Origin of the sequence: Nesterenkonia marinintestina, from assembly GCF_025420485.1 — a bacterium.
In the GTDB taxonomy this organism is placed as follows: domain Bacteria; phylum Actinomycetota; class Actinomycetes; order Actinomycetales; family Micrococcaceae; genus Nesterenkonia; species Nesterenkonia marinintestina.
On the sequence record NZ_JAOEFD010000007.1, the window covers coordinates 92,153 to 113,980 of the forward strand.

Here is a 21,828-nt window from a genome sequence, read left to right on the forward strand (position 1 = left end):
CATGTCAGGCATCGCAGCAGCCCACGGTCCCTTCGACCCCGCCCGCGGACGCCGGATGCTCGACCGGCTCACACACCGCGGCCCGGACGGTGCCGGCGAGGTGAGCTGCGACAGCGGTTGGCTGGGCTGCCGGTACCTCTCCATCGTCGATCCCGAACGCGGGGACCAGCCGGTGACCGGCGGGGCGGACCGCGGCATCGCCCTGGTCGGCGACGGCACCGTCCACAACCACCGGCGCCTGCGCGAGAGGCTCGGCACCGACCGCTTCCGCACCGAATCCGACCTCGAGGCGGCCCTGCTGCTCTTCGACGACCTCGGCACCGAGGCCTTCGAGCAGCTCTGGGGTCCCTTCGCCCTGGTCCTCGCCGCCGAGGACGGCCGCTTCGCCGTCGGACGCGACGTGCTCGGGCTCGCCCCGCTGTACTGGGTGAGGACCGAGGCCGACGACGGTGCGACCACGGTGTTCGCCTCCGAGCTGAAGGCCTTCGACGTCGACGACAGGCCCCGCGTCGAACCCTTCCCTCCCGGACACGTGTGGACCCCGCAGGACGGGCTGATCCCGATCCGCGGCTTCCCCGGCACCGCCCCGGTGCTGCTGCAGAGCCGCTCCCCGGAGGAGGACCCGCCCGCATGGGTGTTCGACGCCGTGCGGGACACGCTGATCCGCGCGGTGGCCCGCAGCCTGGAGGCGCCCCAGCCGGTGGGGATCCTGCTCTCCGGGGGCGTGGACTCCAGCATCGTCACCGCGATCGCCGCCCACCTGCTCCCCGAGGGGCAGACGCTGCGGACCTTCGCCGCCGGACTGGAGGGCAGCCGCGACCTGGAGGCCGCACGGCTGGTCGCCGAGCACTGCGGCACCGAGCACCAGGAGCTGGTCTACACCGCCGAGGACGCCGTCGACCTGGTGCCGAAGGTCATCGCCCGCCTGGAGTCCTTCGACCCGACGCTGGTCCACTCGACGGTCCCGAACTTCTTCGTCTCCCAGCTGGCCGCCCAGCAGGCGAAGATCGTCCTGGTGGGCGAGGGCGCCGACGAGCTGTTCGCCGGATACACCCACTTCGGCCGCCATGAGGCCGGCGACGCCCTGCACTCGGAGCTGATCGAGACGATGCAGGGTATGCACATCGGCGGGCTCCAGCGGGTGGACCGGGTGGCCGGGGCGCTGGGCGTGGAGCCCCACCTGCCGTTCCTGGACCTGGACATGGTCGAGCTGGCCATGGCCCTTCCCCCGGAATGGAAGCTGGTGACCGAGGAGCGGCCGGCCAAGTGGCTGCTGCGTCGGGCGTTCGACGGCTGGCTGCCCGACGAGGTCCTGTGGCGTCGCAAGGAGCAGTTCGGCCAGGGAACCGGGATGGACGACGTGCTGCGCGCCCACTACGAGGAGGCGGTCAGCGCGGAGGAGTTCGACGCCGAGGCCGGTGTGATCCGTCCTCCGCTGCGCACCCGTGAGGAGCTGGCCTACTTCCGCATGTTCTCGGAGGCGCTGTCCGGCGTCGATCCGGAGATCACGGTGGGGCGCTTCGCCGAGGCCTGAGCAGGGGGCAGGGCCGGGGTTCGGCGAGGAGCCTCAGTAGTCCACCCGGACGGCGCTCTCCCGCAGATACCGGTCCACCAGCAGATACGCGTCACGGGTCAGGGCGCGCCACAGCCTGACGGCGAGCTGCGGGTCCTCGGATTCGAGGTCGTCGAGGCGCTGCGGGGTGAGCACGGCGACCTCGACGTCGCCCACGGCCTTCTCGGTGGTCTCCTGACGGTCCTCGCTGCCGAGGGCCAGCTCGCCGAAGGTCATCCCGGCGCTCAGCGTGTTGAGCCGGACCCTGTTGCCCTCGGGGTCGGCGGCGATGGTGTTGACCCGCCCGGAGACGATGAAGTGCACACCGCCGAACCGTTGACCGACGCGTCGGATGATGTCCCCGTCGGCGTAGTCCTGGTCCTCCAGATACCGGCTGAGCCGGTGCCGGTCGTCCTCCGAGAGGTCGGCGAGGACCGGAGAGTCGACGACGGGGACCCGGACCGGCTCCTCGACGCGCTGTCCGCAGGCGTGCAGCAGCCTGTCCTCGCAGAACTCCACCGCGGGGCCGCGGCTGGGGAAGGTCGGCAGCCCGCGGTCCTCGATGAGGGCGGATCCGGCCAGCACGCCGCGGGAGTCGACGAGGGCGAGGGTGCGTCCTTCGGCCTCCGCCCGGTCGACCAGGGTCGCGATCATCTGCAGCGCCAGGTCTCCGACGTCGTTGACCTGACGCAGGTCGACCACGATGATCTCCACCTCGTCCTCCAGGTCGGAGACCGTCCGGACCAGGGATTCGGCGCCGGCGAAGAACAGGTCCCCGGTGACCTCGACGATGCGCACCAGCTCGTGGAAGCGGTCGAGCACCTCGTCCTGCGCGTCGGTCCGGCGGATCCGGGAGGGCATCTCGACCACCGCGGAGGAGGGCACCACGGCGGCGCGTCCGCTGGGTGCGGCTCGGACGAAGTGCATCTCCATGTCCTTGGACAGTCGCCGGCAGACCTCGAGTCCCCGGATGCTGCTGCCGTGGGCGTCCAGCGGCGGGGAGTAGACGGCCAGTCCCGCCTGGCCGGGCAGCACCGCGAGGGTGCCTCCCCCGACCCCGGACTTCGCCGGCATGCCGACGTCGGCGACCCAGGCGCCGGCGTCGTCGTACATCCCGGAGGTCATCATCACCGAGAGGACCCGTTCGACGCAGCCGAAGTCCACGGCGCGTTCTCCGGTCAGCGGGTGGGTGCCGCCGCCGGCCAGGGTCGCGGCCATCATCGCCAGGTCCCGGCAGGTGACCTGCACCGCGCATTGGCGCAGGTAGAGCTCCAGGGCCCGGGTAGGGTCGTCGTCGATGATGCCGAAGGAGCTGAGCAGGTAGGCCAGGGCGTGGTTGCGGTCGCTGCTGCGGATCTCGACGTCGTAGACCGCCGGACTGCTGCTGAGCCGTCGTCCGGCGAAGCGCGAGTAGGTCTCGTAGATGCGCCGCTGGGCGGACTTTCCGCCCGAGCCCTTGATCATCGAGGCCACGGCGAGCGCCCCGGCGTTGATCATCGAGTTCGCCGGACGGCCGGTCTCCGGGGCGAGCGAGATCTCGTTGAACCGGTCGCCGGAGGGTTCGACGTCGACCTTGGCGTCCACCGCCTCCGATCCGTGGTCGGAGAGCGCCAGCGCGTAGGTGAACGGCTTGGAGATCGAATGGATGGAGAACTCCTCGTCGGCGACGCCGACGGAGTACACGTGACCGTCCACGGTGGCCAGACAGATGCCGAAGTCCTCGGGGTCCGGCTCCCGGCCGACGGGGTGCACCATATACGGCGACCCCTCCCGGTGCCCCTGGATCTCGGCGTGCAGCTCCTCGAGGTGCTGCTGGATGGGCGAGCGCATGGCCCCAGGATATTCCGGTCCGGGGCCGGGGCACGACGTCGGGACCGTCGTCGGGTCCTCAGGTCCTCCAGAGGGAGGAGCCGGCCGTCATCCGTGCGCTGATGGAGCCGTGGATGGTGCGCAGATGCCTGCGCATCGCGGTCTCGGCCCGCTCGGGCCGGGCTTCGGCGATGGCGCTGAGGATCTCCTCGTGCTCGTCGATCTCGTCGGGAAGCACCAGATGTTCGCGCAGCTCGGGCAGCACGTGGTGGGCGCGGACCATCTCCTCGAAGCACCGCAGCAGCACCGCCTCCAGGCGGGTGCTGCGGGCGGCTCGGGCGATCTCGGAATGGAAGCAGCGGGCGTGCTCGGTGCGCCCCAGGGGGTCGTCCTCCCCCACCGTGTCCTGACGCTGGAGCTGGTCGCGGAGGCGTTCGATCACGGCTCCGTCGGCGAGCCGGGCGGCCTCTGCCGCCGCATGGGGCTCCAGGAGCATCCGCATGTCGAGGACCTCGGCGAGGTCCTGGGGCGTCATCGGACGGACCAGATACCCCTTCTTGGGGAGGACCGAGATGAGTCCCTCGTCGGCGAGGCGCTTGAGAGCTTCGCGGACCGGTGTCTTGGAGGACTCGAAGAGCTCGGCCAGCCGAGGTTCGACGACGACCTCACCGGGACGCAGCTCGCCGGTGAGGATCATCCGACGCAGCGACTCGGTGTGACGGTCCGTCAGAGAGGGAGCACGACTGGTCGGGGACACTTGTGAAGTGTATCACAGCATGCTAGAAATATCTTTCATGAGTATCTCTCCCTCCGAAGGGGCCTCCCCGGTCGACGCCGACCCGGGAGCGCGCCCGTCCGACTCCGCAGACCGGATGACGCCCAGCGGGCGTCGCGCCCTCTTCGCCGCCGTCACAGGCACCCTGATCGAGTGGTACGACTACGCGCTCTACGGCGCGGCGGCGGGCCTGGTCATCGGGCCGCTGTTCTTCGCCGACGTCGGACCCGGTGCCACCCTGGCGGCCTTCGCCACCTTCGCCGTCGGCTTCGTCGCCCGTCCCCTGGGAGGTGTGCTCATCGGCCACCTGGGCGACCGCTACGGGCGTCGCCCGGCCATGATGCTCACCATCCTCCTGATGGGCATCGCCACCGTGGCCATCGGGCTGCTGCCGACCACCGCCGCCATCGGCGTGGCCGCCCCCATCCTGCTGGTCGTCTTCCGACTCATCCAGGGCATGGGCGCCGGGGCCGAGCTCGCCGGCGCGATGACCATCGTCGCCGAGTTCGCACCCGCCAAGAGGCGCGGACTGCTGACGTCATTCGTCCTGGCCACCCCGCCGGCCGGTATGGCGCTGGCCACCGGTGCGTTCCTGCTGGTCTCAGCGCTCGGCGACGACGTCCTGCTCGACTGGGCCTGGCGCGTGCCGTTCCTGGCCTCTGTGGTGCTCTTCGCCCTGGCTGTGTTCATCCGACGCCACCTGGAGGAGACCCCGGAGTACGTGGAGGCGCTGACCAAGGCCCGCGAGCGCGGGGAGCGCCAGAAGGTGCCCGCCGCCGAGCTGCTGCGCACCCAGAAGCGGCCCCTGCTCCTCGGCTTCCTGGCGATGACGGGCCACAACGCGCTGAACTACGCGATGGCGGTGTTCGCCCTGTCGCTGATGACTTCGGAGGCGGTGGGGCTGGAGCGCAGCTCGGCGCTGGCCGCAGTCACCATCGGCACGCTGTTCGGCGTCGTGGGCACGCCCTTCGGAGGCTGGGCCTCCGACCGGATCGGCGCTCGCAGGGTGTTCGGCATCGGCTCGGCGCTCGGGGTCGTCTTCGCCTTCCCGCTGTTCTCGGCGCTGGCCGGTGGGGATGCCTTCATCGCCGGACTGATGATCTCGCTGGGATACGGCATCGTCATCGCGATGACCGCCGGCGGACAGGGCGCATTCCTGGCCGGGCTCTTCCCGGCGCGGGAGCGCTACAGCGGCATCGCGATGACCCGAGAGCTCAACGGCGCCATCGTCGCCGGTCTGACGCCGCTGACGCTGGCGTGGATCATCGAGCTCTTCGACGGGGCGGTGATCGCGGCCGCGATCGTCGTCTCGGTCGGCTGCCTGATCTCTGCCCTGGCGATCATGGCGTCCCGGAACCGCGACGAGCACCTCTGATCCCGGCCCCGCTCCCCGCCCTCTCTGGAAAGGTCCATCTGACCCCTATGACTCTGTCCCGTCGTCTTCCCCGCGTCTCGGAGCTCCGTCCTCTGATGCAGTTCCGCCCCATCGATCCGAATCGCCGCCGCGCCCGTCTGAGCCGGGCGGCCGACGTCCACGACCTGCGGGCGATCGCCCGGCGGCGCACCCCTCGTCCGGCGTTCGACTACGTGGACGGTGCCGCGGTCGACGAGCTCACCGCACGTCGCACGCGGGAGGCCATGACCTCCTGCGAGCTGCTTCCGCGGATGCTCCACGGCGTCGAGGAGGTGGACACCTCTGTGCATATCTCGGGTCAGCGTGCCGACCTGCCCTTCGGGATCGCGCCGACCGGCTTCACCCGATTCATGCATGCCGAGGGGGAGGACGCCGGCGCCGCGGCCGCGGCCGCCCATGGGATCCCGTTCACCCTCTCCACCATGGGCACCCGTTCGGTGGAGGAGGTCGCTCGGGTCTCCGGGATGGGCCAGCGATGGTTCCAGCTGTACCTGTGGAAGGACCGTGAGGCCTCCCTGGGCCTCATCGAGCGGGCGTGGGCGAACGGCTTCGACACCCTGCTCGTCACCGTGGACACCCCGGTGGCCGGGCAGCGGCTGCGGGACGTCCGCAACGGGATGACGATCCCTCCGCGGCTGGGCGTGCGGACCCTGCTCGACGCGTCCCACCGGCCGGAGTGGTGGTACAACCTGCTGACCACCGATCCGCTGACCTTCGCCTCACTCTCGGACACGACCCAGGACCTGCCGAACCTGATCAATGCGATGTTCGATCCGACCCTGAGCCTCGAGGACCTGCGGTGGATCCGGGAGGTCTGGCCGGGGCGGCTGTTCGTCAAGGGGGTGGTGACCGTCGACGACGCGCACCGCTCCCTCGACGTCGGTGCCGACGGACTCGTGGTCTCCAGCCACGGGGGACGCCAGCTGGACCGTGCCCCCGTCCCGCTGCGCGCCCTGCCGGAGATCCGTGACGCGGTGGGTCCCGACGTGCCGCTGATCTACGACTCCGGCCTGATGTCGGGCAACGACGTCATCACCGCGCTGGCACTGGGGGCCGACTTCACGATGATCGGGCGGGCCTATCTGTACGGGCTGATGGCCGGCGGGCGCCAGGGCGTGGATCGGGTCATCGATCTGCTGGCCGAGGAGGTCAGGGTCTCGATGATGCTGATGGGGGCGTCCTCGGTCGCCGATCTGACCCGTGACTCCGTCCGCACACCGTGGGACTCCGGGTCGTCGGCGGCGGTCGGCCCGCGCCGGTGAACCGTCCGGCCCTCCGGCGTCGCTTCCTGCAGGTCGTCCGGTGTGCCCTCAGAAGGTGCCGACGGCCAGCGCCAAAGGTATCAGCGCAATGGTCACGGTCACGGGGATGACCAGGGAGATCACGCCGATGTCCTTGTAGGCCTCGCGGTGGGTCATACCGCAGACGATGATCAGCGTAATCACCGCCCCGTTGTGCGGCAGCGAGTCGAGGCCGCCGGAGGCCATGGCGGTGATCCGGTGCATGACCTCCATGCTGATGCCCTGGTCGGAGGCCAGGGCCTGCAGCTCCTCCCCCAGCGCGTTGAGGGCGATGGTCATGCCGCCGGAGGCCGAACCGGTGACGCCGGCGATCACCGAGGTGGACATCGCCGAGGCGATCAGGGCGTTGTCCGAGACGGCGAAGATCCCGTCGCGGATGATCACGAACGCCGCCAGCGAGGCGACGACGGCGCCGTAGCCCACCTCGGAGGCGGTGTTGAAGATCGGCATCATCGCGTTCTTCGCGCCGTCGGCGAGTCCGCGCAGCAGGGTCCGCAGGCGCGGGGCGTTCATCAGCAGGATGCTCAGGATGGCGGTGAGCAGCGCGCAGAGCACCGCCCAGATCCCCTGACGGTCGTCGAGGGTGATCCCGCCGAACTGCTCCTCCTGCAGGTGGCTCCAGTCCATCGCCGGGAAGAGCCATACGGTGCAGCCGAAGTTCACCAGGAAGACCAGCAGCACCGGGATGAACGGAACCACTCGGTTCGGCGGCACCAGGGTCCGCTCCCCGGAGTCCTCGGCATCCGCAGGCGCCGTCGGCTCGGACGTCGGGTCGTCCTCAGATCCCGTCGTCGTGGGCTGTTCCCGCGTCGACGTGCCGGATGCCGGCGTGGACGTCGTCGTGGACACCGTGGAGGTCCCCCCGACCGAGGCGACCGCCCCCTCACGGCGTTCGATCGCCGTCGGATCGGAGAATCGCTCCCCGCGCCGAGCCAGCCGACGCCTGCGGTGCTCCAGCCACAGCATCCCGAGCACGAAGATCAGTGTCCCGCCCAGGATCCCGAGGCCGGGAGCGGCGAAGGTGTTGGTCTGGAACGCCTGCCCGGGGATGATGTTCTGCACCTGCGGGGATCCGGGGATCGCCGTCATCGTGAACGTCAGCGCACCCAGGGCGATGGCTCCGGGGATGAGCCGGCGCGGGATGTCCGCCTGGCGGAAGAGCTCGCGGGCCAGCGGGAACATCACGAACACGACGACGAAGACGCTGATCCCGCCGTAGGTGAGCAGCGCGGTGGTCAGCACCGTGGCGAGGATCGCGCGCTTCGGCCCCAGCCACCGCGTGATCGTCTGCGCGATGTCCCGGGCGTAGCCGGCCATCGTCATCAGCCGGCCGAAGATCGCCCCGGTGAGGAACATCGGGAAGTACTGACCGATGAAGTTCGCGAGCGCGGGCATGAACACTTCGGTGTAGTTCGCCAGCACGGGTGCGCCCGAGAACAGCAGGGCCACCAGGGCGCAGAGCGGCGCGGCGAGGACGATGGTCACGCCCCGGTAGGCCAGGGTGATCAGCAGGATCAGGGAGACGATGATCCCGACGAGGCCGAGGGTCATGGCCGCTCAGTCCGCGTCGCGCATGGGGGTGACGGTCCCTGTGCCCTCGTAGCCGGGGGCGGTGCCGTCGGGTGAGACGTACTTCGCGATCAGGGAGCAGTCCTTGTCGGCCAGGCCCTCGTCGACGAGCCGGCGGAACCGGCTCTGCGCCAGCTGCGCGGCCTCGAGGGTGACGCCGGTGAGCTCGCCGGCGTCGAGCGCCAGGCTGATGTCCTTCAGGGCGAGGTCGGCGCGGAAGGTGGCGTCGTAGTCCCGGTTCGCGGCCGAGGAGTCGATGATGCCGGGCATCGGGTACCAGGTCTGCTGGGCCCAGGACCGCCCGGAGGAGACCGAGGCGATCTCCCAGAACACCTTGGGATCCAGGCCGAGCCGGTCGGCGAGCTGGGAGCCTTCGGCGGCGGCCATCAGGTCGATGAACAGCATCATGTTGTTGCAGATCTTGGCCGAGGTCCCGGTGGTCGGACCGCCGGCGGCGATGGTCTTCCCCGCCATGGGCTCGATGAACCCGAACGCCACGTCCACCGCCTCGGATTCGCCGCCGACCATGAACGCCAGGGTGGCCGCGGCGGCCCCGGAGATCCCTCCGGAGACCGGGGCGTCGACGAACCGGAATCCGCGGCGGGCGGACTCGTCGTGGCAGAACTGGGAGGTCTCCACGTCGACGGTGGAGCTGTCGATCAGCAGCGTGGCCGTGTCCGCGTGGGCCCAGATGCCGTCGTCGCCGTCGAACACGGCGCGCACGTGCTCACCCTTGGGGAGCATGGTGATGACGACGTCGGCGCCCCGGACCGCCTCTGCGACGCCGTCGACGATGGTCACTCCGGCGGCCTCGCCCGCGGCCGCAGCCTCTGGGGAGAGGTCGTATCCGCGGACGGTGTGTCCGGCGGCGACCAGGTTCGCCGTCATGGGGGCACCCATGTTGCCCAGTCCGATCCATCCGTACGTCGCCATCGCCGCACCTCCGCTGTGAGTTCTGTGTCACGGCTCACGGTATGGAGCGGAGGCGGGAAGCGCAATCTGGGGCGCTGCGCGTCGGCTCAGAGGTGGGTCTCGACGTCGGCGTCCTCGCGCAGCTCGTCGACCTTCTCCATCACGGCCTCGGAGCGCTTCTGCTGGATCAGGCTCTGCTCGAGCTCGTCGCGGACCTCGTCGAGCTCCGGCACCTCGGGCTGCTCGGCCTCGGCGTCGCCTCCCTCGGCATCACCCTCGGCATCACCCTCCGAGTCGCCGTCCTCGGGAGCGACGGGGCCCTGGCCGAGCTCCTCGTCGTCGCCCTCAGACCCGTCCTCGGAGTCCTCCTCGGCATCCTCGCCGCCTTCCGCCTCCTGCTGCATCTGTCCGTACTGCTGGTCGTAGAGCTCCTCGACCTCCTCGTCCGAGGGCTCCTCGACGTCCATGTCCTCGACGACCTCGTCGATCAGCACCTGGTCGGCGGCGTCGGCGCGCATCTCCTCCTTCGAGGGACCGTCCTCGCCCACCGACTCGAGCATCTCGTCCACCGAGTCCGCCCCGGAGCTCTCCGCAGTCTGCTCGAGGATCTCGTCGACGTCCTCCTCGGAGGCCTCGTAGCCCTCGTCCTCGGCATAGGCGACGAGCAGCTGGGCACCGATCATGGACTCGAGCGTCTCGTCCTTCAGCTGGTCCTGGTCGACCTCCTCGCCGGCCATCTGGGACTGCATGGCGGCCTGCTGGAACTGCGACTCGTACATCATCCGGAACTGATCGCCGGTGATCTCCTCACCCTCGACCTCGGCGACGACGTCGGGGATGCCCTCCAGATCGGGCTCGGGCATATCCTGGTCCTGCATGCCGCCCTCTTCGGCGCCCTGCTCCTGTGAGCCGGGTTCGCCGGCCTGGTCCTCCGGGGCCTCGGAACAGGCGGCCAGACCCACCATGGCGGCGGTGAGCGCCAGCGACGTGATCAGCTTCTTCGACACGTTCAGGTCCTCCCTGTGGTTCGCAACGCGCCGGCACGCTAACACACGGGTCAGGACGCCGGATCCAGACGGGCGCGCGGATCACCAGGCGGTGTTCAGACGAGCCGCCGAGGCTGATCAGCGCCTCAGAGGACGGGACCGTGGGTCTCGACAGGCCACGCGATCCAGCTGTTTCGGAGCGCGCCAGCGTGGGTTCAGGGGCAATGGTCACGCCACCTCGGTAGGAAGCGCGCTCTGCTTGATACGGTGCAACGTCTCGACGATGACATCCACCTCATCGTCGGGAAAGACGTGGTCGGGGCCGATGGGAGCGTGGTCGGTGTACGGCGACTCAAAGAGACGCTCCGGCTCCATCACTCCGTTGTGGGTCAGCTCATCGACGATGAGGTTCACGAAGCGGACCTGGTCGGCGGTGAACTTCGTGCCGTCCAGATAGTTCTCGAACGCCTCGATGGCCGCGGTGCGCTCGAGACCGACGAGCCCGCGGACGAAGATCCCCAGACCGCCGGTCTGCTCTTCGGCCCAGTCGAGGTCGACTTGCTGTCCGCCGGAAGCGAGCAGCATCGCCTCCAACTCGGTGAGGTCGTCAGGGGTCAGCTGCTTGTTCCGGCGCAGGCGCTGAAGGGCTAGGTTGTCGAGGTGCTCACGGAGGTAGGCCTCGGCTTTGGAACGGAAGCGCTCTACGTTGGTGCCGGGGGTGATGCGCGGCAGCACGACCTCGACGTCTTCGCCGATCGTGTCCTCGAAATCGGAGTAGATCGGGTTGCGTGCCGTCTTCTCGATAAACCGCGCGAGGCCGCGGATTCGGATCCGGGCGAGCTCCAGCATCGGTAGTGAGACGTCGATCCACCACTCGTCGCCGGCCACGGACTCCAGCAGCTCGGCCTGCTCGGCGACGCTCGGGATCGCGGTCTTGCCGAGCAGCGCGGCGGCGATGGCCTGAACGGTCTCTCGCAGCCGTTCGGCCAGCACAGCGTCGCCGTCGAGCTGGGCGAGTTGGCGACGCAGGATGAGGAGATCGAAGCGCTTGGCGTCCTCGTCGTCGTCATGCATCGAGGACGGCAGTCCGGCGAGCGTGAGGAGCGCCTCGGAGTCCTCAGGCCCGATCGTGTTCCACGCCTCTGCAGAGGCATACTTCTCGACGGCCCGACGGTGCGGCCGCACGACGAAGTTCTCGAGGTTCATCCCGGCGACGACCTCGTGCAGCGTCTTCACGGTGGAAGAGCGCAGGTCGGGTTCTTCGTCGCCGAGCGCCGTGACGAGTCCGAGTCGCGCTTCGAAGAGGCGCCGGGAGAGCGACTTCTGCGTCTGTCCATGTGATCCGGGTAGGTCATGACTGAAATACTCGAGATTGCCACAGAAGTCGAAGACGAGGAAGTCCTGCTTGTCCTCACCGGGACCGAACAGGTCCGGGGAGAGCCTGGTACCGCGTCCGATCATCTGCCAGAACTTCGCCTTCGAGCGCACCATCTTGAAGAAGACGAGGTTGACGACCTCGGGCACGTCGATGCCCGTGTCGAGCATGTCGACGCTGATCGCGATGTGCGGTGCCTTGTCCTTGATCGAGAAATCGTCGATCAGTGACTGCGCGTACGGCGTGCTGTGGGTGACCACTCGGGCGAAGTGGCCGGCGAGTTCGGGGTAGCTGAGGTTGAAGCGCTTCTCGATGAACTCGGCATGCTTCTGACTCTTGGCGAAGATGATCGTCTTGCCCAGTCGGTCATCGCCGGCGACCCGGTAGCCCTTCGTCATCAACGTTTCGAGCACCTTGTCGACGGTGTCCTCGTTGAACAGGAAGCGGTTGAGCTCCTCCGCGCCCACTGCCTCGGGTGGTCCGTCTTCGCCCCAGTCGAGCCCGTCCCACTGGTCCTTCTCCTCGTCTGTGAGGTCGTCGTACTTGATGCCCGAGCGTAGGAACTTCGTGCCGACGCTGGTGCCCTTCGGCGGCACGAGGTAGCCCGACTCGACGGCCTCGTCGAGTGAGTAGTTGTCGGTGGGCACACCATCCTCAAGATGGAACAGCCGGTAGGTGTTGTGGTCGACCTCGTCCTTGGGGGTCGCCGTCAGGCCGATCAGCAGCGAGTCGAAGTAGTCGAAGATCGCGCCGTACTTGGCGTAGACGGAACGGTGCGCCTCGTCGATGACGATGAGGTCGAAGTAGCCCGGGCCGAAGCGGCGCTTCCCATGGTCGATCTCGTTGATGAGGTTCATCATCGTCGGGTAAGTCGAGACGTACACCCGACCCTCGATCGCCTTCTCGGTGACGAGATTGACCGTCGTCGAGCCGGGCAGATGCTCCGTGAATGCGTGGACGCTCTGGTTCACCAGCGCCGTGCGGTCGGCGAGGAAGAGCACTCGCTTGATCCAGTTCGCCGTCTGCAGCAGGTCGACGAGGGCGATGGTGGTGCGAGTCTTGCCGGAGCCGGTGGCCATGACCAGCAGCGCCTCGCGCTGCTTCCGGTCGAACGCCTCGCCCACAGCCTTGATCGCCCGCACCTGATACGGACGGCCGGCGATATCGGTGTTCGCCTGCGCTGACGACAACGGGAGCCTGGTCTGGCGCCGTTGGATCATGAGCTCCAGCTCGTCCCGCGTATAGAAGCCCTGGATCTCCCGCGGCGGGTACCCGCCGGCGTCGTCCCAGATCCGGTGCTCGTAGCCGTTGGTGTAGAAGATCACCGGACGACGGCCGAACTGCCGCTCCAGGCAGTCGGCGTACAGCTTGGCCTGCTGTTGGCCGACCTCGGCGGACTTGGCGGTGCGCTTGGCCTCCACCACAGCCAGGGGCAGGCCGTCGGTGCCCCACAGGACGTAGTCGACGAATCCCTCGCCTCCAACGTTGGGCATGCCGGTGACGGGGTACTCGCGGTCGCGCTCCTCGTCCAGCGCCCACCCAGCTTCGCGCAGCAGGACATCGATGAACAGGTCGCGCGCGGCGGCCTCGTCGTAGTCACGCGTGTCGGGTGCGGCTGCCGCTTGGGCTGCGGCGATCTGGGCCTTGAGCTCGGCGATCTCGGCCTCGTGGCCGGCCAGCCGGTCGTCCTTCTCCGCGAGTTCGCGGGTGTGGGCCTCGTCCTGTTCCTTGAACTTCTCCGCGAGTTGGGCCACCTCTGCGCGTGAGAGCGGTGCGGCCTGGGCAGCCAGCTCCGGATCGAACTGGGCGTGGAGCGGCACCGCCGTCGGCGCTGGGGAGTGATGGTACGACGTCCACACGACCACGTGGAACAGCTCCCGCAGCACGGTCAGCCCGACGTCAGGTCGAATCTGGCGGGCGTCGTGAACGGCGGTGTTGCCGACGCGACGGATCGCCGTCAGCTTCTCCGTGATGGTCCGCGACACGCAGGCCTTAAACCCGGGGTCGCTGATCTTCGCCGCGAGGTCGTTGCGGTAAGGGATCTGCAGTGAGAGGACTTCATAGAGGTAGCCGACTACCTTCTCGACCACCCTGCGGGAGTAGAAGCACGCCGAGCGTGGGTCCGATGACAGGTACGACTCGGCCCGGGCGCAGTCGTCATGCAGTGACGGAAGCGTCTGGCGGACGAAGTCGAAGTTGCCCATGGCGTACTTTCACTCCCCGTCGTCGAGATTGAAGTGGGCGGCCAGGCGTCCGAGCGTGAACTCCTGACGCAGCTTGCATGCGCTGTGCTGGCTGGCGAACATGCCCTTCTCCCAATAGGCGTCGCTCTGGGGGCGGGCGTCGATCCACTCGACAGGGACCACCCATTCCGCATCGTCATCGTCGAGTTCGGCCGTCGCGAAGCGGTAGTCCGTGGCGAGCTGCTGCCCGTCCAGTGGTTGCCACTGACCGTTGATGCGGACCCGGGCCTCCTCGAACCGCGTCGCTGGCCTCACGGTGATGCCGACGCCCACAAATCCGGTACTGGGGACGTTGACCCAGACGCGCGCGCCCTCGGGGAGTGACCGGATGGTCTGAGAGTAGAACTTGCCCTGACCGGCGGAGATGAAATTGAACCTGCGAGCGTCCTCCCACACGCGATCGCCACCGAAGGAGACGTACCAGTCCATTCCGTTCCAGGGGGCACGCTTGCTCTTCTTATTACCCGCGGCCGCGGTCGGTGACTCGTCATCGGAGGAGACGAGCCAGGATCGGGCCAAGTAACATCGTCCGTCATCCTCCAGGTAGGAGAAGAAGACAGCGCTGACGGGGACGCCGAAGTCGCGCAGGTAGTTGACTATGCGCTCCGAGCTGGCATCGAGCTCGGCGGCCACGATGGTGAGGTTGAGGTCGCCGTTGAGCTCGTCTGGCGGCGCGCTGCCGAAGACGTCCTCAAACGCGGCCTCAAACGGTTGGGCGAGGTGTTGAGTGGCGATGTCGATCACGTCTTCGCGAGAGAGCGTGGACACCCACGAGCCGTAGTCGAGCACCTGGGCGACGACCTCGCGGGGCGTCTTGTCGCGCTTGAGCTCCAGCAGGTGCAGGTTGCCGTCGACGTCGATAGCCAGTAGATCGAGGCGTGGGCCGTGGGGCGTGATCACCTCACTGCCGATGACTAGTAGCCGCTCGCCGAGCAGCGAGGGGTCGCGCTTGAGGAACTCGTGGAGGTCACTCTCGGCTGGGAGCCTCGACGTCACCAACGGCATCGGCTCGTCGCCGTCGATCCGCCACATCCTCATCTCAACGGGCATGGGTCATAGCTCCCCTCGGAAGGCGCGGGATTGGAGCGAGACGAAGAGCTCGTCGTCCGCGTGTGCAGCGATTTCGATCCGTTCGCGAAGCTTCTGATGCGCTTCCAAGCGGTTTGCGAACTCTCGCTGGTGCTCGAGCGAAGGTAGTGGAGCAGTACACTCCAGGAGTTTGGCTTTGCCGATGTTGCGAACACCCGCAGCACCACTTGCGTTGTGCCGGATGAAAGCGCGCGTCTCCGGAGACCTAAGGACTCCCAGCACATACGGCGCTTCAACCGGTCCTTGTGGCCGGACAACAAGCCGCCAGACCTTATCGGGAAGGAAGAGATCCTCCGGTTCGCCCCTGACAACGGTTGTTGCGCCGAGCAGATCAAGTGAGCCACTAGCCCGGCCGAAAAGAATATCGCCAGCTTGAACGCGATGGCTCTCTGGCGGTGAGTATTGACTGGGCATCGGCTTAGACTCTGAAGACACGAAGGTCCCAGAAGAGATGGCGCTGACCTTCATCACACGGTTGGTTGGGTGCGCGTCGAGTTCTGTTCCTATTACATTCTTCCCGCTGACGAAATCTACACCGATGTCCTTTAGCCGTGCATGCTGGGGCGTGCTTGCGAACATGTCGTTGAAGATCGACTGGGTGAGGGCGTCGAGGTGGGCGAGGACTTGGCGGCGCTTGGCGCGGAGGGCGTCGGCGTGGTCGAGGATCGTGGCGATGCGGCGCTGCTCGGGGAGGGGCGGGAGTGCTATCGGGAAACCGAGGAACTCGTCCTCTTTGATGCGTCGGCGATTGGTCGCACCGCGACTTCTAGCCCGAATTTGTTGTTCGAGTTGTCCTGACGCAAAGAAGTGCTGGAGATAGCGATCGTCGATTCGATTGCGGCGGATCTCAAAGACCGGGAAGTCCTTGCTGACGACAGCGCCGTCCAACTCAGCAGGAACAATCGCGAATGCTCCGTTGCGCGCATCGATGCGGGAGTAGATGAACTGTCCCGTTTGAACTCGGTACCCGGTGAAAGGGACGGGGGTCTTCCCGGCGCCGATCACTCGCCGGATGGCACCCCCACCGTTGAGCTTGACGGTCACGAATCGTTCTTTGGCCGGATGCACGATCCGTTCCGGGACTCCGGCCACGTCGAGAACATCTGCCAGGGTGGTCACGACAGCATCGACCTCAGCTCGGCGAGGCCCTGGGAGATCTCGTCCTCCAGTAGCTCGATGTCGGCGATGATCTCCATGGGCGCGCGGTGCTCGACCTCGTCGTGGACGATCTCCTTGTACCGGTTCACCGACAGGTCGTAGCCCTGGGCCTTGATGTCGGCCTTCGGCACCATGAACGACTGTTCGGTGCGGACGCGGTCTTGTTCGTCATCCAGGTTCTGCCAGCGGGTCAGCACGTCGGGGAGATCGTTGGTGTCCACCAGATTGCGCTTGTCGTCGAGGGAGAAGCCGTCGGCGCGGACGTCATAGAACCAGACGTCGTCTGTGCCGCCGGAGTTGGTCTTGGTGAAGAACAGGATGGCCGTGGAGACGCCGGCGTACGGCCGGAAGACGCCGCTGGGCAGCTTCACCACTGCGTCGAGCTTCTGGTCCTCAACCAGGATGCGGCGCAGCTCCTTGTGGGCCTTCGACGAGCCGAACAGCACGCCGTCGGGCACGATGACGGCCGCGCGGCCACCCGGCTTCAACAGCTTGAGGAAGAGGGCGAGGAACAGCAGCTCGGTCTTCTTCGTCTTGACCACCCGCTGCAGGTCCTTGGACGTCGCCTCGTAGTCGAGTGAACCGGCGAACGGCGGATTGGCCAGGATGAGCGAGTACTGGTTCGTGTCGCCGGCGGCGCCCTCAGAGAGGGAGTCGCGGTAGCGGATGTCGGGAGAGTCCACGCCATGCAGGAGCATGTTCATGGAGCCGATGCGCAGCATGGTCGAGTCGAAATCGTAGCCGTGGAACATCGAGGAATGGAAGTGACGGCGCTGTCCGTCGTCCAGAAGCGCGTCGGGGTGAGTTTCGCGGATGTACTCGCTTGCCGCAACGAGGAAGCCCGCTGTGCCGCAGGCCGGGTCGCAGATCTCGTCCACGGGCTGTGGCGCGGTCATCTGCACCATGAGGTCGATGATGTGGCGCGGGGTGCGGAACTGGCCGTTGACGCCGGCGGAAGCGATCTTGGATAGCAGGTACTCGTACAGGTCGCCGTTGGTGTCGCGGTCGGCCATCGGGATGCCATCGAGCATGTCGACGACCTTCGACAGCAGCGCCGCGTTCGGGATGGTGAACCGCGCGTCCTTCATGTGCTGGCTGTAGGTGGTGCCGTCGCCGAGGCCGCGCAAGAGGGGGAAGACCTCATCGGCGACGGTCTTGTACATCACCTCGGGCGAGGTGTTCTTGAACTGGGCCCACCGCAGGTGATCATCACCGGGCTGGAAGACCCGGTTCTCGACAGGGTCTTGCGTCACTCTCGCCTTGCGTTCGGCCAGGGTCTGGATGTCGTCGAGGCGTCGGATGAACAGCAGGTAGGTGATCTGCTCGATGACCTCTAACGGGTTGCTGATACCGCCAGACCAGAAAGCGTCCCAGACGCGGTCGATCCTGCTCTTCAAGTCACCAGTCACCATAGGCGGAACTCTAGCAAGCCAGCCCAGCTCTCCTACTGGCTCACGTTCGGGCTGCTCGCGGGGACCGCCCCGTCGGCGACAATGGTCTCCTCCGACGCTGGAGACGCAAGCGATACTGGCCGCACTCGCGGACACCTGGCTACCTGAGTCATATGGGCTGCAACTAGGGCCGCTTCCAGCTCAGAAACCCAGGCGGCCTCAGCCGTGCTGCGGCGGGGGCGTCGGGGGCTGCTCAGATGTCGTCGTCGCCGACGGGCCCGCCCTCACCCTCCCAGCGCTCGATCTGACGGACCTTGCGGGAGTTGAACTTCTGCCGCACCCCGTAGCCGTGGTCGTCGTCCTCGGGGATGAACACGACGCCGAACCGTTCGAGGGCGGCCTGCAGGCGACGGATCTGCTCGTCGTGGAGCGGGCGACGGCGCTTCTCGAACTCACGGACCTGATCGCGCTCGAGGTCCGCCGCGTCGGCGATGACGGCGGCGGAGACCTGCGCGAGCGCCCGACCGGCCCGTGCGAGGTCAGGACTGATCAGTGATTGGGTGCTCATGCTCCCATTATGGGGGGAATGCGGCGACCCCGCCCAGGGTCGGTCGTAGACTCCTGGCGTGACGACCGGCGCAGCCGCCGGCACAGTCGAGGCGCACGCACCGCCCAGACGAGCCTGAGGAGACCGATGACCGAGGCCCCCCGCACCGCGAAGCAGCGCATGCTCGCCGGTGAGCCGTACACCCCCGACGCCGAGCTCCATGCCGAGCACCGCGCCGCGCTGAAGCTGGCGGAGGAATACTCACGCGTCTACGTCGACGATGAGGCCGCCGCGCGGACCGTGCTCGCCCGGCTGGTGGGTGCGCTCGGCGAGGACGTCGACGTCCGGCCCGGACTGAGCGTCGACTACGGCTGGAACATCAGCATCGGGTCGGGCACGTTCATCAACAGCGGCCTGACCGCGCTGGACTGTGCGCCGGTGCGGATCGGGGAGCGCTGCCAGATCGGTCCGAACGTGCAGCTGCTCACCCCGACCCATCCCCTCGAGGTGGACCAACGGCGCGCCGGCGTCGAGGGCGCGGAGCCCATCACCCTCGGCGACGACGTGTGGCTCGGCGGCGGGGTCATCGTCCTGCCCGGAGTCACCGTCGGGGCGAACACGGTGGTCGGTGCGGGTGCCGTGGTGACGAAGGACCTGCCCGCCGACGTCGTCGCCGTAGGGAATCCGGCGAAGGTCGTCAAGCGACTCTGATCGCACGGCCGGGGCCCTCCGCCACCCCACTGACCTGGGATTCTGCCGCGGCACTAGACTGACGGCATGACTACAGGACACCCGGAGCATCAGCACCAGACCCAACCGGGCCAGCTCGGCCAGCTGCGCCGCGAGCGCCTGATGGCCGTCCGGCTGTACGTGTGCACGGATCTGCAGCGGTTCATCACCGCCCCCGAGGCGGGACCCGTGGACGAGCTGGACTTCGACGCGCTGCGGGCATTCTTCGAGGACTGCTACGCCGGCGGCGTCGACATCGTCCAGGTCCGGGACAAGCAGGTCTCCGTCCGGACCGAGATCTCCGCGCTGTGGCTCCTGAAGCAGGTCGCCGACGAGTACGGGGGCCTCTCTGCGGCGAACGACCGTGCCGACGTGGCGGTGATCGCCGACGTCGACGTCTTCCACATCGGCCAGGACGACCTGAGCCCGGAGCAGGCCCGCTCGATCCTCGGCGACGATGTGCTGATCGGCCGCTCCTGCCGCACGGCGGAGCAGGTGCAGATCGCCGCCGAGGACCCGGAGGTCAGCTACTACTGCACCGGTCCGGTGTGGGAGACCCCGACGAAGCCGGGTCGCGCCGCCGTGGGGCTGGAGCTGCCGCGGGCGGCCGTCGACGTCGAGCCGTCCAAGCCGTTCTTCGCGATCGGGGGCATCGACGTCGAGAACGTCGACCAGGTGACCGAGGCCGGCGCCTGGCGCGCGGTGGTGGTCCGGGCGGTGACCGACGCCCCCGACCCCCGTGCCGCGGCGGAGGCCCTCCGCTCGCGCCTCCCCGCCTGACTCCTGCCCAGAGCCCGACTCGCACTCCCCTCATCGAAGGAGCAGAACTCGGTCATCGAGGGAGCGAACCTCGTGGCCGATCTCGGCGATTCGCCCCGAAATTCTCTCCCCCGATGGGGGTGGAGCCGTGCAGCCGGTCAGACGCGGCGGCGTCCCCAGAAGGAGGCCAGCAGTCCGCCGGAGATGTTGTGCCACACGGAGAAGATCGCACCGGGCAGGGCCGCCTCCGGGGAGAGGTACTGAGCACCCAGCCCGGCGGCCAGACCGGAGTTCTGCATCCCGACCTCCACGGAGATCGCACGCCTGGTGGGCACGTCGCCGCGGGTCAGCCGTCCCGCCAGGTAGCCGATCGCGTATCCGGAGCAGTTGTGCAGCACGACCCCGAGGATCAGCAGGAGACCGGCCGAGGCCAGCACGTCTGTGGACCCGGCGACGACGGCGAGCACGACGAAGGTGATCCCCGCGACGGAGATCCACGGCAGGGCCGGCTGCACGGCATCGACCAGTCGGGGCAGCAGGAGTCGCAGCACCAGGCCCGCCACCACCGGGATCAGCACGATCTGCACGATGCTCCAGGCCATGTCCCCCGCCGGCACCGGCAGGAACTGGCCGGCCAGCCACAGGGTGAGCAGCGGGGTGAGCAGCGGTGAGAGCAGAGTCGAGACCGAGGTCATCGTGACGGAGAGGGCCACGTCGCCGCGCGCCAGGTAGGTGACGACGTTCGACGACGTCCCGCCGGGCACACAGCCGACGAGGATGAGCCCGGCGGCGAGCGCGGGCGGCAGTCCGAGCAGCGTCGCGATGCCCAGGGCCAGCAGAGGCATCGCGGTGTACTGGAACAGCACCCCGACGAGGACCGGCAGCGGTCGCTTCAGCACCAGCGCGAAGTCGGGCAGCGTGAGCGTCAGCCCCATCCCGAACATGATGATCATCAGCGCGTAGGTGACCCCTGCCCCCAGCGGGGCGAAGGTGGCCGGTGCGATCAGCGCGGCGGCGGCGCCGCCGAGGATCAGGAGCGGGAAGACGGTGACGGCGATCGTGGCGCTGCGCGGCGACTCGTCGGCGGCGGCGCGGGCTCCCTCGGATCGGCGGTTCGGTGCGTGCGACATGCTTCACAGCATGTGTCCACGATGCTGTTCAGGGTCAACAGGGGGTCACGACGTCTCATTCTTCGGACGCATGCTGGTCATCGGCCGGGCGGACCCCGGCCGTCAGCGTCGACGCCTCCCGGGCCCTCCCGACCGACGCCGCGGCGTCCGGGCAGAGCCCGAGCCCCGTCTCCCCGAGTCCCGCTTCCCCGAGTTCGGCTTCGCCACCCCACCCTTCGCCGCCCCACGCCTCGCCGAGGCCCCAGGGGCGGTCCCCTCGGTCGGTTCCAAGGTGCTGCGGGCCGAGTCGGCGCGTCGGCCGCGGGTCACACCGATGAACTCCTGGATGACGTCGTCGTCGCGCTCGCGCAGCCAGCACAGCCCCACGTCGAAGCCGGGGTGATCCTCGATCCTGCGCACGACCACGTCCTTGCGGGACAGCGCCTGGGCCGTGGAGAGGGGCAGCACGAGCAGCCCCGCACCGGAGGCCACCACCTCGAGGGTCATGCGCTCGGCCCGGGCGAGTTCGGCCGGCGGCTCATCCCCCGCAGGTGGGCCCGGAGCGCCGGCGGCCACCTCAGCGGGCTCCAGGAACGTCTCATCGCCGATGTCGTCCCAGGTCACCGACTCCTCGGCGGCGGCCACCCAGTGGTCTCGGGCCGCGCACACCACGGCGTGCTCCCGGTAGAGCCAGACCCGGTGGAACACGTCCCGGTCGACGACGTCGCGGTCCTCCTGTACGGGCACACGCAGGTAGCCGACGTCGACGACGCCGTCGTGCACACGCCGCACCTGCCCGTCCTCGTCGAAGTGGTCGATCTGCAGCCGCACCTCCGGGTGGCGGTCGCGCCATCGGGCCGCCCACCGGTCCGGGGCGGCACCGGGCAGCGCCCCCAGACGCAGCACGGGCTGCTCGGCTCCGTCCTCCACTCAGGCGACCTCGGTCCGCAGGGCGGGCGCGGTCGGGCATCCGTGGGCCCCGCCGTCGGCGACGGCGCCGTTCCGGTGCGGAGTCTTCTCGGACATGGGGCTCCATTCTGCGGCGTCGGTCAGGGCGTCTGCGGCAGGCCCCAGGGGGCCCCGACCCTCGATCACCACCCTAGCGACCAC

General features: G+C 68.4%; 17 protein-coding genes. 5 read left to right on the forward strand and 12 right to left on the reverse strand.

Annotation, left to right across the window (positions count from 1 at the left end; all coding sequences use genetic code 11):
- The first annotated feature begins 1 nt into the window (after nucleotide 1).
- A complete protein-coding gene (locus N7E59_RS07335) occupies nucleotides 2-1,534 on the forward strand; it encodes an asparagine synthase-related protein (RefSeq protein ID WP_261624266.1) in 1,533 nt (510 codons plus the stop codon).
- A 33-nt stretch (nucleotides 1,535-1,567) separates the two neighbouring features.
- On the opposite strand, the gene glsA is transcribed toward N7E59_RS07335, so the two are convergent.
- Together glsA and N7E59_RS07345 are read right to left on the reverse strand one after the other, a co-directional pair.
- Nucleotides 1,568-3,382 carry a glutaminase A gene (gene glsA / locus N7E59_RS07340; protein ID WP_261624267.1) on the reverse strand — a complete coding sequence of 605 codons (1,815 nt, stop codon included), beginning with the start codon at nucleotides 3,380-3,382 and terminating at the stop codon, nucleotides 1,568-1,570.
- Nucleotides 3,383-3,440: 58 nt separating this feature from the next.
- Nucleotides 3,441-4,118 carry a GntR family transcriptional regulator gene (locus N7E59_RS07345; protein WP_261624268.1) on the reverse strand — a complete coding sequence of 226 codons (678 nt, stop codon included), beginning with the start codon at nucleotides 4,116-4,118 and terminating at the stop codon, nucleotides 3,441-3,443.
- Nucleotides 4,119-4,155: 37 nt separating this feature from the next.
- Between N7E59_RS07345 and N7E59_RS07350 the strand changes: the two genes are divergently transcribed.
- Together N7E59_RS07350 and N7E59_RS07355 are read left to right on the forward strand one after the other, a co-directional pair.
- Entirely contained in the window at nucleotides 4,156-5,511 is a 1,356-nt protein-coding gene (locus N7E59_RS07350) for an MFS transporter (protein WP_261624269.1), read from the forward strand.
- Nucleotides 5,512-5,558: 47 nt separating this feature from the next.
- Nucleotides 5,559-6,812: an alpha-hydroxy acid oxidase gene (locus N7E59_RS07355; RefSeq protein WP_261624270.1), complete on the forward strand. Its 1,254-nt coding sequence runs from the start codon at nucleotides 5,559-5,561 to the stop codon at nucleotides 6,810-6,812.
- 48 nt (nucleotides 6,813-6,860) lie between these two features.
- On the opposite strand, the gene N7E59_RS07360 is transcribed toward N7E59_RS07355, so the two are convergent.
- The 8 genes from N7E59_RS07360 to N7E59_RS07395 all read right to left on the reverse strand — a co-directional run bounded on the left by N7E59_RS07360 (nucleotide 6,861) and on the right by N7E59_RS07395 (nucleotide 18,142).
- Nucleotides 6,861-8,402, reverse strand: a complete 1,542-nt coding sequence (locus tag N7E59_RS07360) for a GntP family permease (RefSeq protein WP_261624271.1) — start codon at nucleotides 8,400-8,402, stop codon at nucleotides 6,861-6,863.
- A gap of 6 nt (nucleotides 8,403-8,408) precedes the next feature.
- A complete protein-coding gene (gene mmsB / locus N7E59_RS07365) occupies nucleotides 8,409-9,353 on the reverse strand; it encodes a 3-hydroxyisobutyrate dehydrogenase (protein ID WP_261624272.1) in 945 nt (314 codons plus the stop codon).
- 86 nt (nucleotides 9,354-9,439) lie between these two features.
- Nucleotides 9,440-10,339, reverse strand: coding sequence for a SurA N-terminal domain-containing protein (locus N7E59_RS07370; RefSeq protein ID WP_261624273.1), 900 nt, complete (start codon nucleotides 10,337-10,339; stop codon nucleotides 9,440-9,442).
- A 207-nt stretch (nucleotides 10,340-10,546) separates the two neighbouring features.
- On the reverse strand, nucleotides 10,547-13,897 hold the full coding sequence (locus N7E59_RS07375) for a DEAD/DEAH box helicase family protein (protein WP_261624274.1): 3,351 nt from the start codon (nucleotides 13,895-13,897) through the stop codon (nucleotides 10,547-10,549).
- 9 nt (nucleotides 13,898-13,906) lie between these two features.
- The gene (locus tag N7E59_RS07380) at nucleotides 13,907-14,986 is read right to left on the reverse strand and encodes an endonuclease NucS domain-containing protein (protein ID WP_261624275.1); all 1,080 of its coding nucleotides are present in this window, start codon (nucleotides 14,984-14,986) and stop codon (nucleotides 13,907-13,909) included.
- Between the two features lie 3 nt (nucleotides 14,987-14,989).
- Nucleotides 14,990-16,144 carry a restriction endonuclease subunit S gene (locus N7E59_RS07385; protein ID WP_261624276.1) on the reverse strand — a complete coding sequence of 385 codons (1,155 nt, stop codon included), beginning with the start codon at nucleotides 16,142-16,144 and terminating at the stop codon, nucleotides 14,990-14,992.
- A complete protein-coding gene (locus N7E59_RS07390; RefSeq protein ID WP_261624277.1) occupies nucleotides 16,141-17,595 on the reverse strand; it encodes a type I restriction-modification system subunit M in 1,455 nt (484 codons plus the stop codon). Before N7E59_RS07390 ends, N7E59_RS07385 begins: the two co-directional genes overlap by 4 nt.
- 232 nt (nucleotides 17,596-17,827) lie before the next feature.
- On the reverse strand, nucleotides 17,828-18,142 hold the full coding sequence (locus N7E59_RS07395) for a hypothetical protein (RefSeq protein ID WP_261624278.1): 315 nt from the start codon (nucleotides 18,140-18,142) through the stop codon (nucleotides 17,828-17,830).
- A gap of 126 nt (nucleotides 18,143-18,268) precedes the next feature.
- On the opposite strand from N7E59_RS07395, the gene N7E59_RS07400 reads away from it, so the two are divergent.
- Nucleotides 18,269-18,832: a sugar O-acetyltransferase gene (locus tag N7E59_RS07400; RefSeq protein WP_261624279.1), complete on the forward strand. Its 564-nt coding sequence runs from the start codon at nucleotides 18,269-18,271 to the stop codon at nucleotides 18,830-18,832.
- 66 nt (nucleotides 18,833-18,898) lie between these two features.
- Nucleotides 18,899-19,630 carry a thiamine phosphate synthase gene (gene thiE, locus N7E59_RS07405; RefSeq protein ID WP_261624280.1) on the forward strand — a complete coding sequence of 244 codons (732 nt, stop codon included), beginning with the start codon at nucleotides 18,899-18,901 and terminating at the stop codon, nucleotides 19,628-19,630.
- 137 nt (nucleotides 19,631-19,767) lie between these two features.
- Here thiE and N7E59_RS07410 read toward each other — a convergent pair whose 3' ends face one another.
- Both N7E59_RS07410 and N7E59_RS07415 read right to left on the reverse strand, forming a co-directional pair.
- Nucleotides 19,768-20,739, reverse strand: a complete 972-nt coding sequence (locus N7E59_RS07410; protein ID WP_261624281.1) for a bile acid:sodium symporter family protein — start codon at nucleotides 20,737-20,739, stop codon at nucleotides 19,768-19,770.
- 102 nt (nucleotides 20,740-20,841) lie between these two features.
- Nucleotides 20,842-21,648 (reverse strand): LysR family transcriptional regulator substrate-binding protein, encoded by an 807-nt coding sequence (locus N7E59_RS07415; RefSeq protein ID WP_261624282.1) that lies wholly within the window; start codon nucleotides 21,646-21,648, stop codon nucleotides 20,842-20,844.
- Between the last annotated feature and the right edge of the window lie 180 nt (nucleotides 21,649-21,828).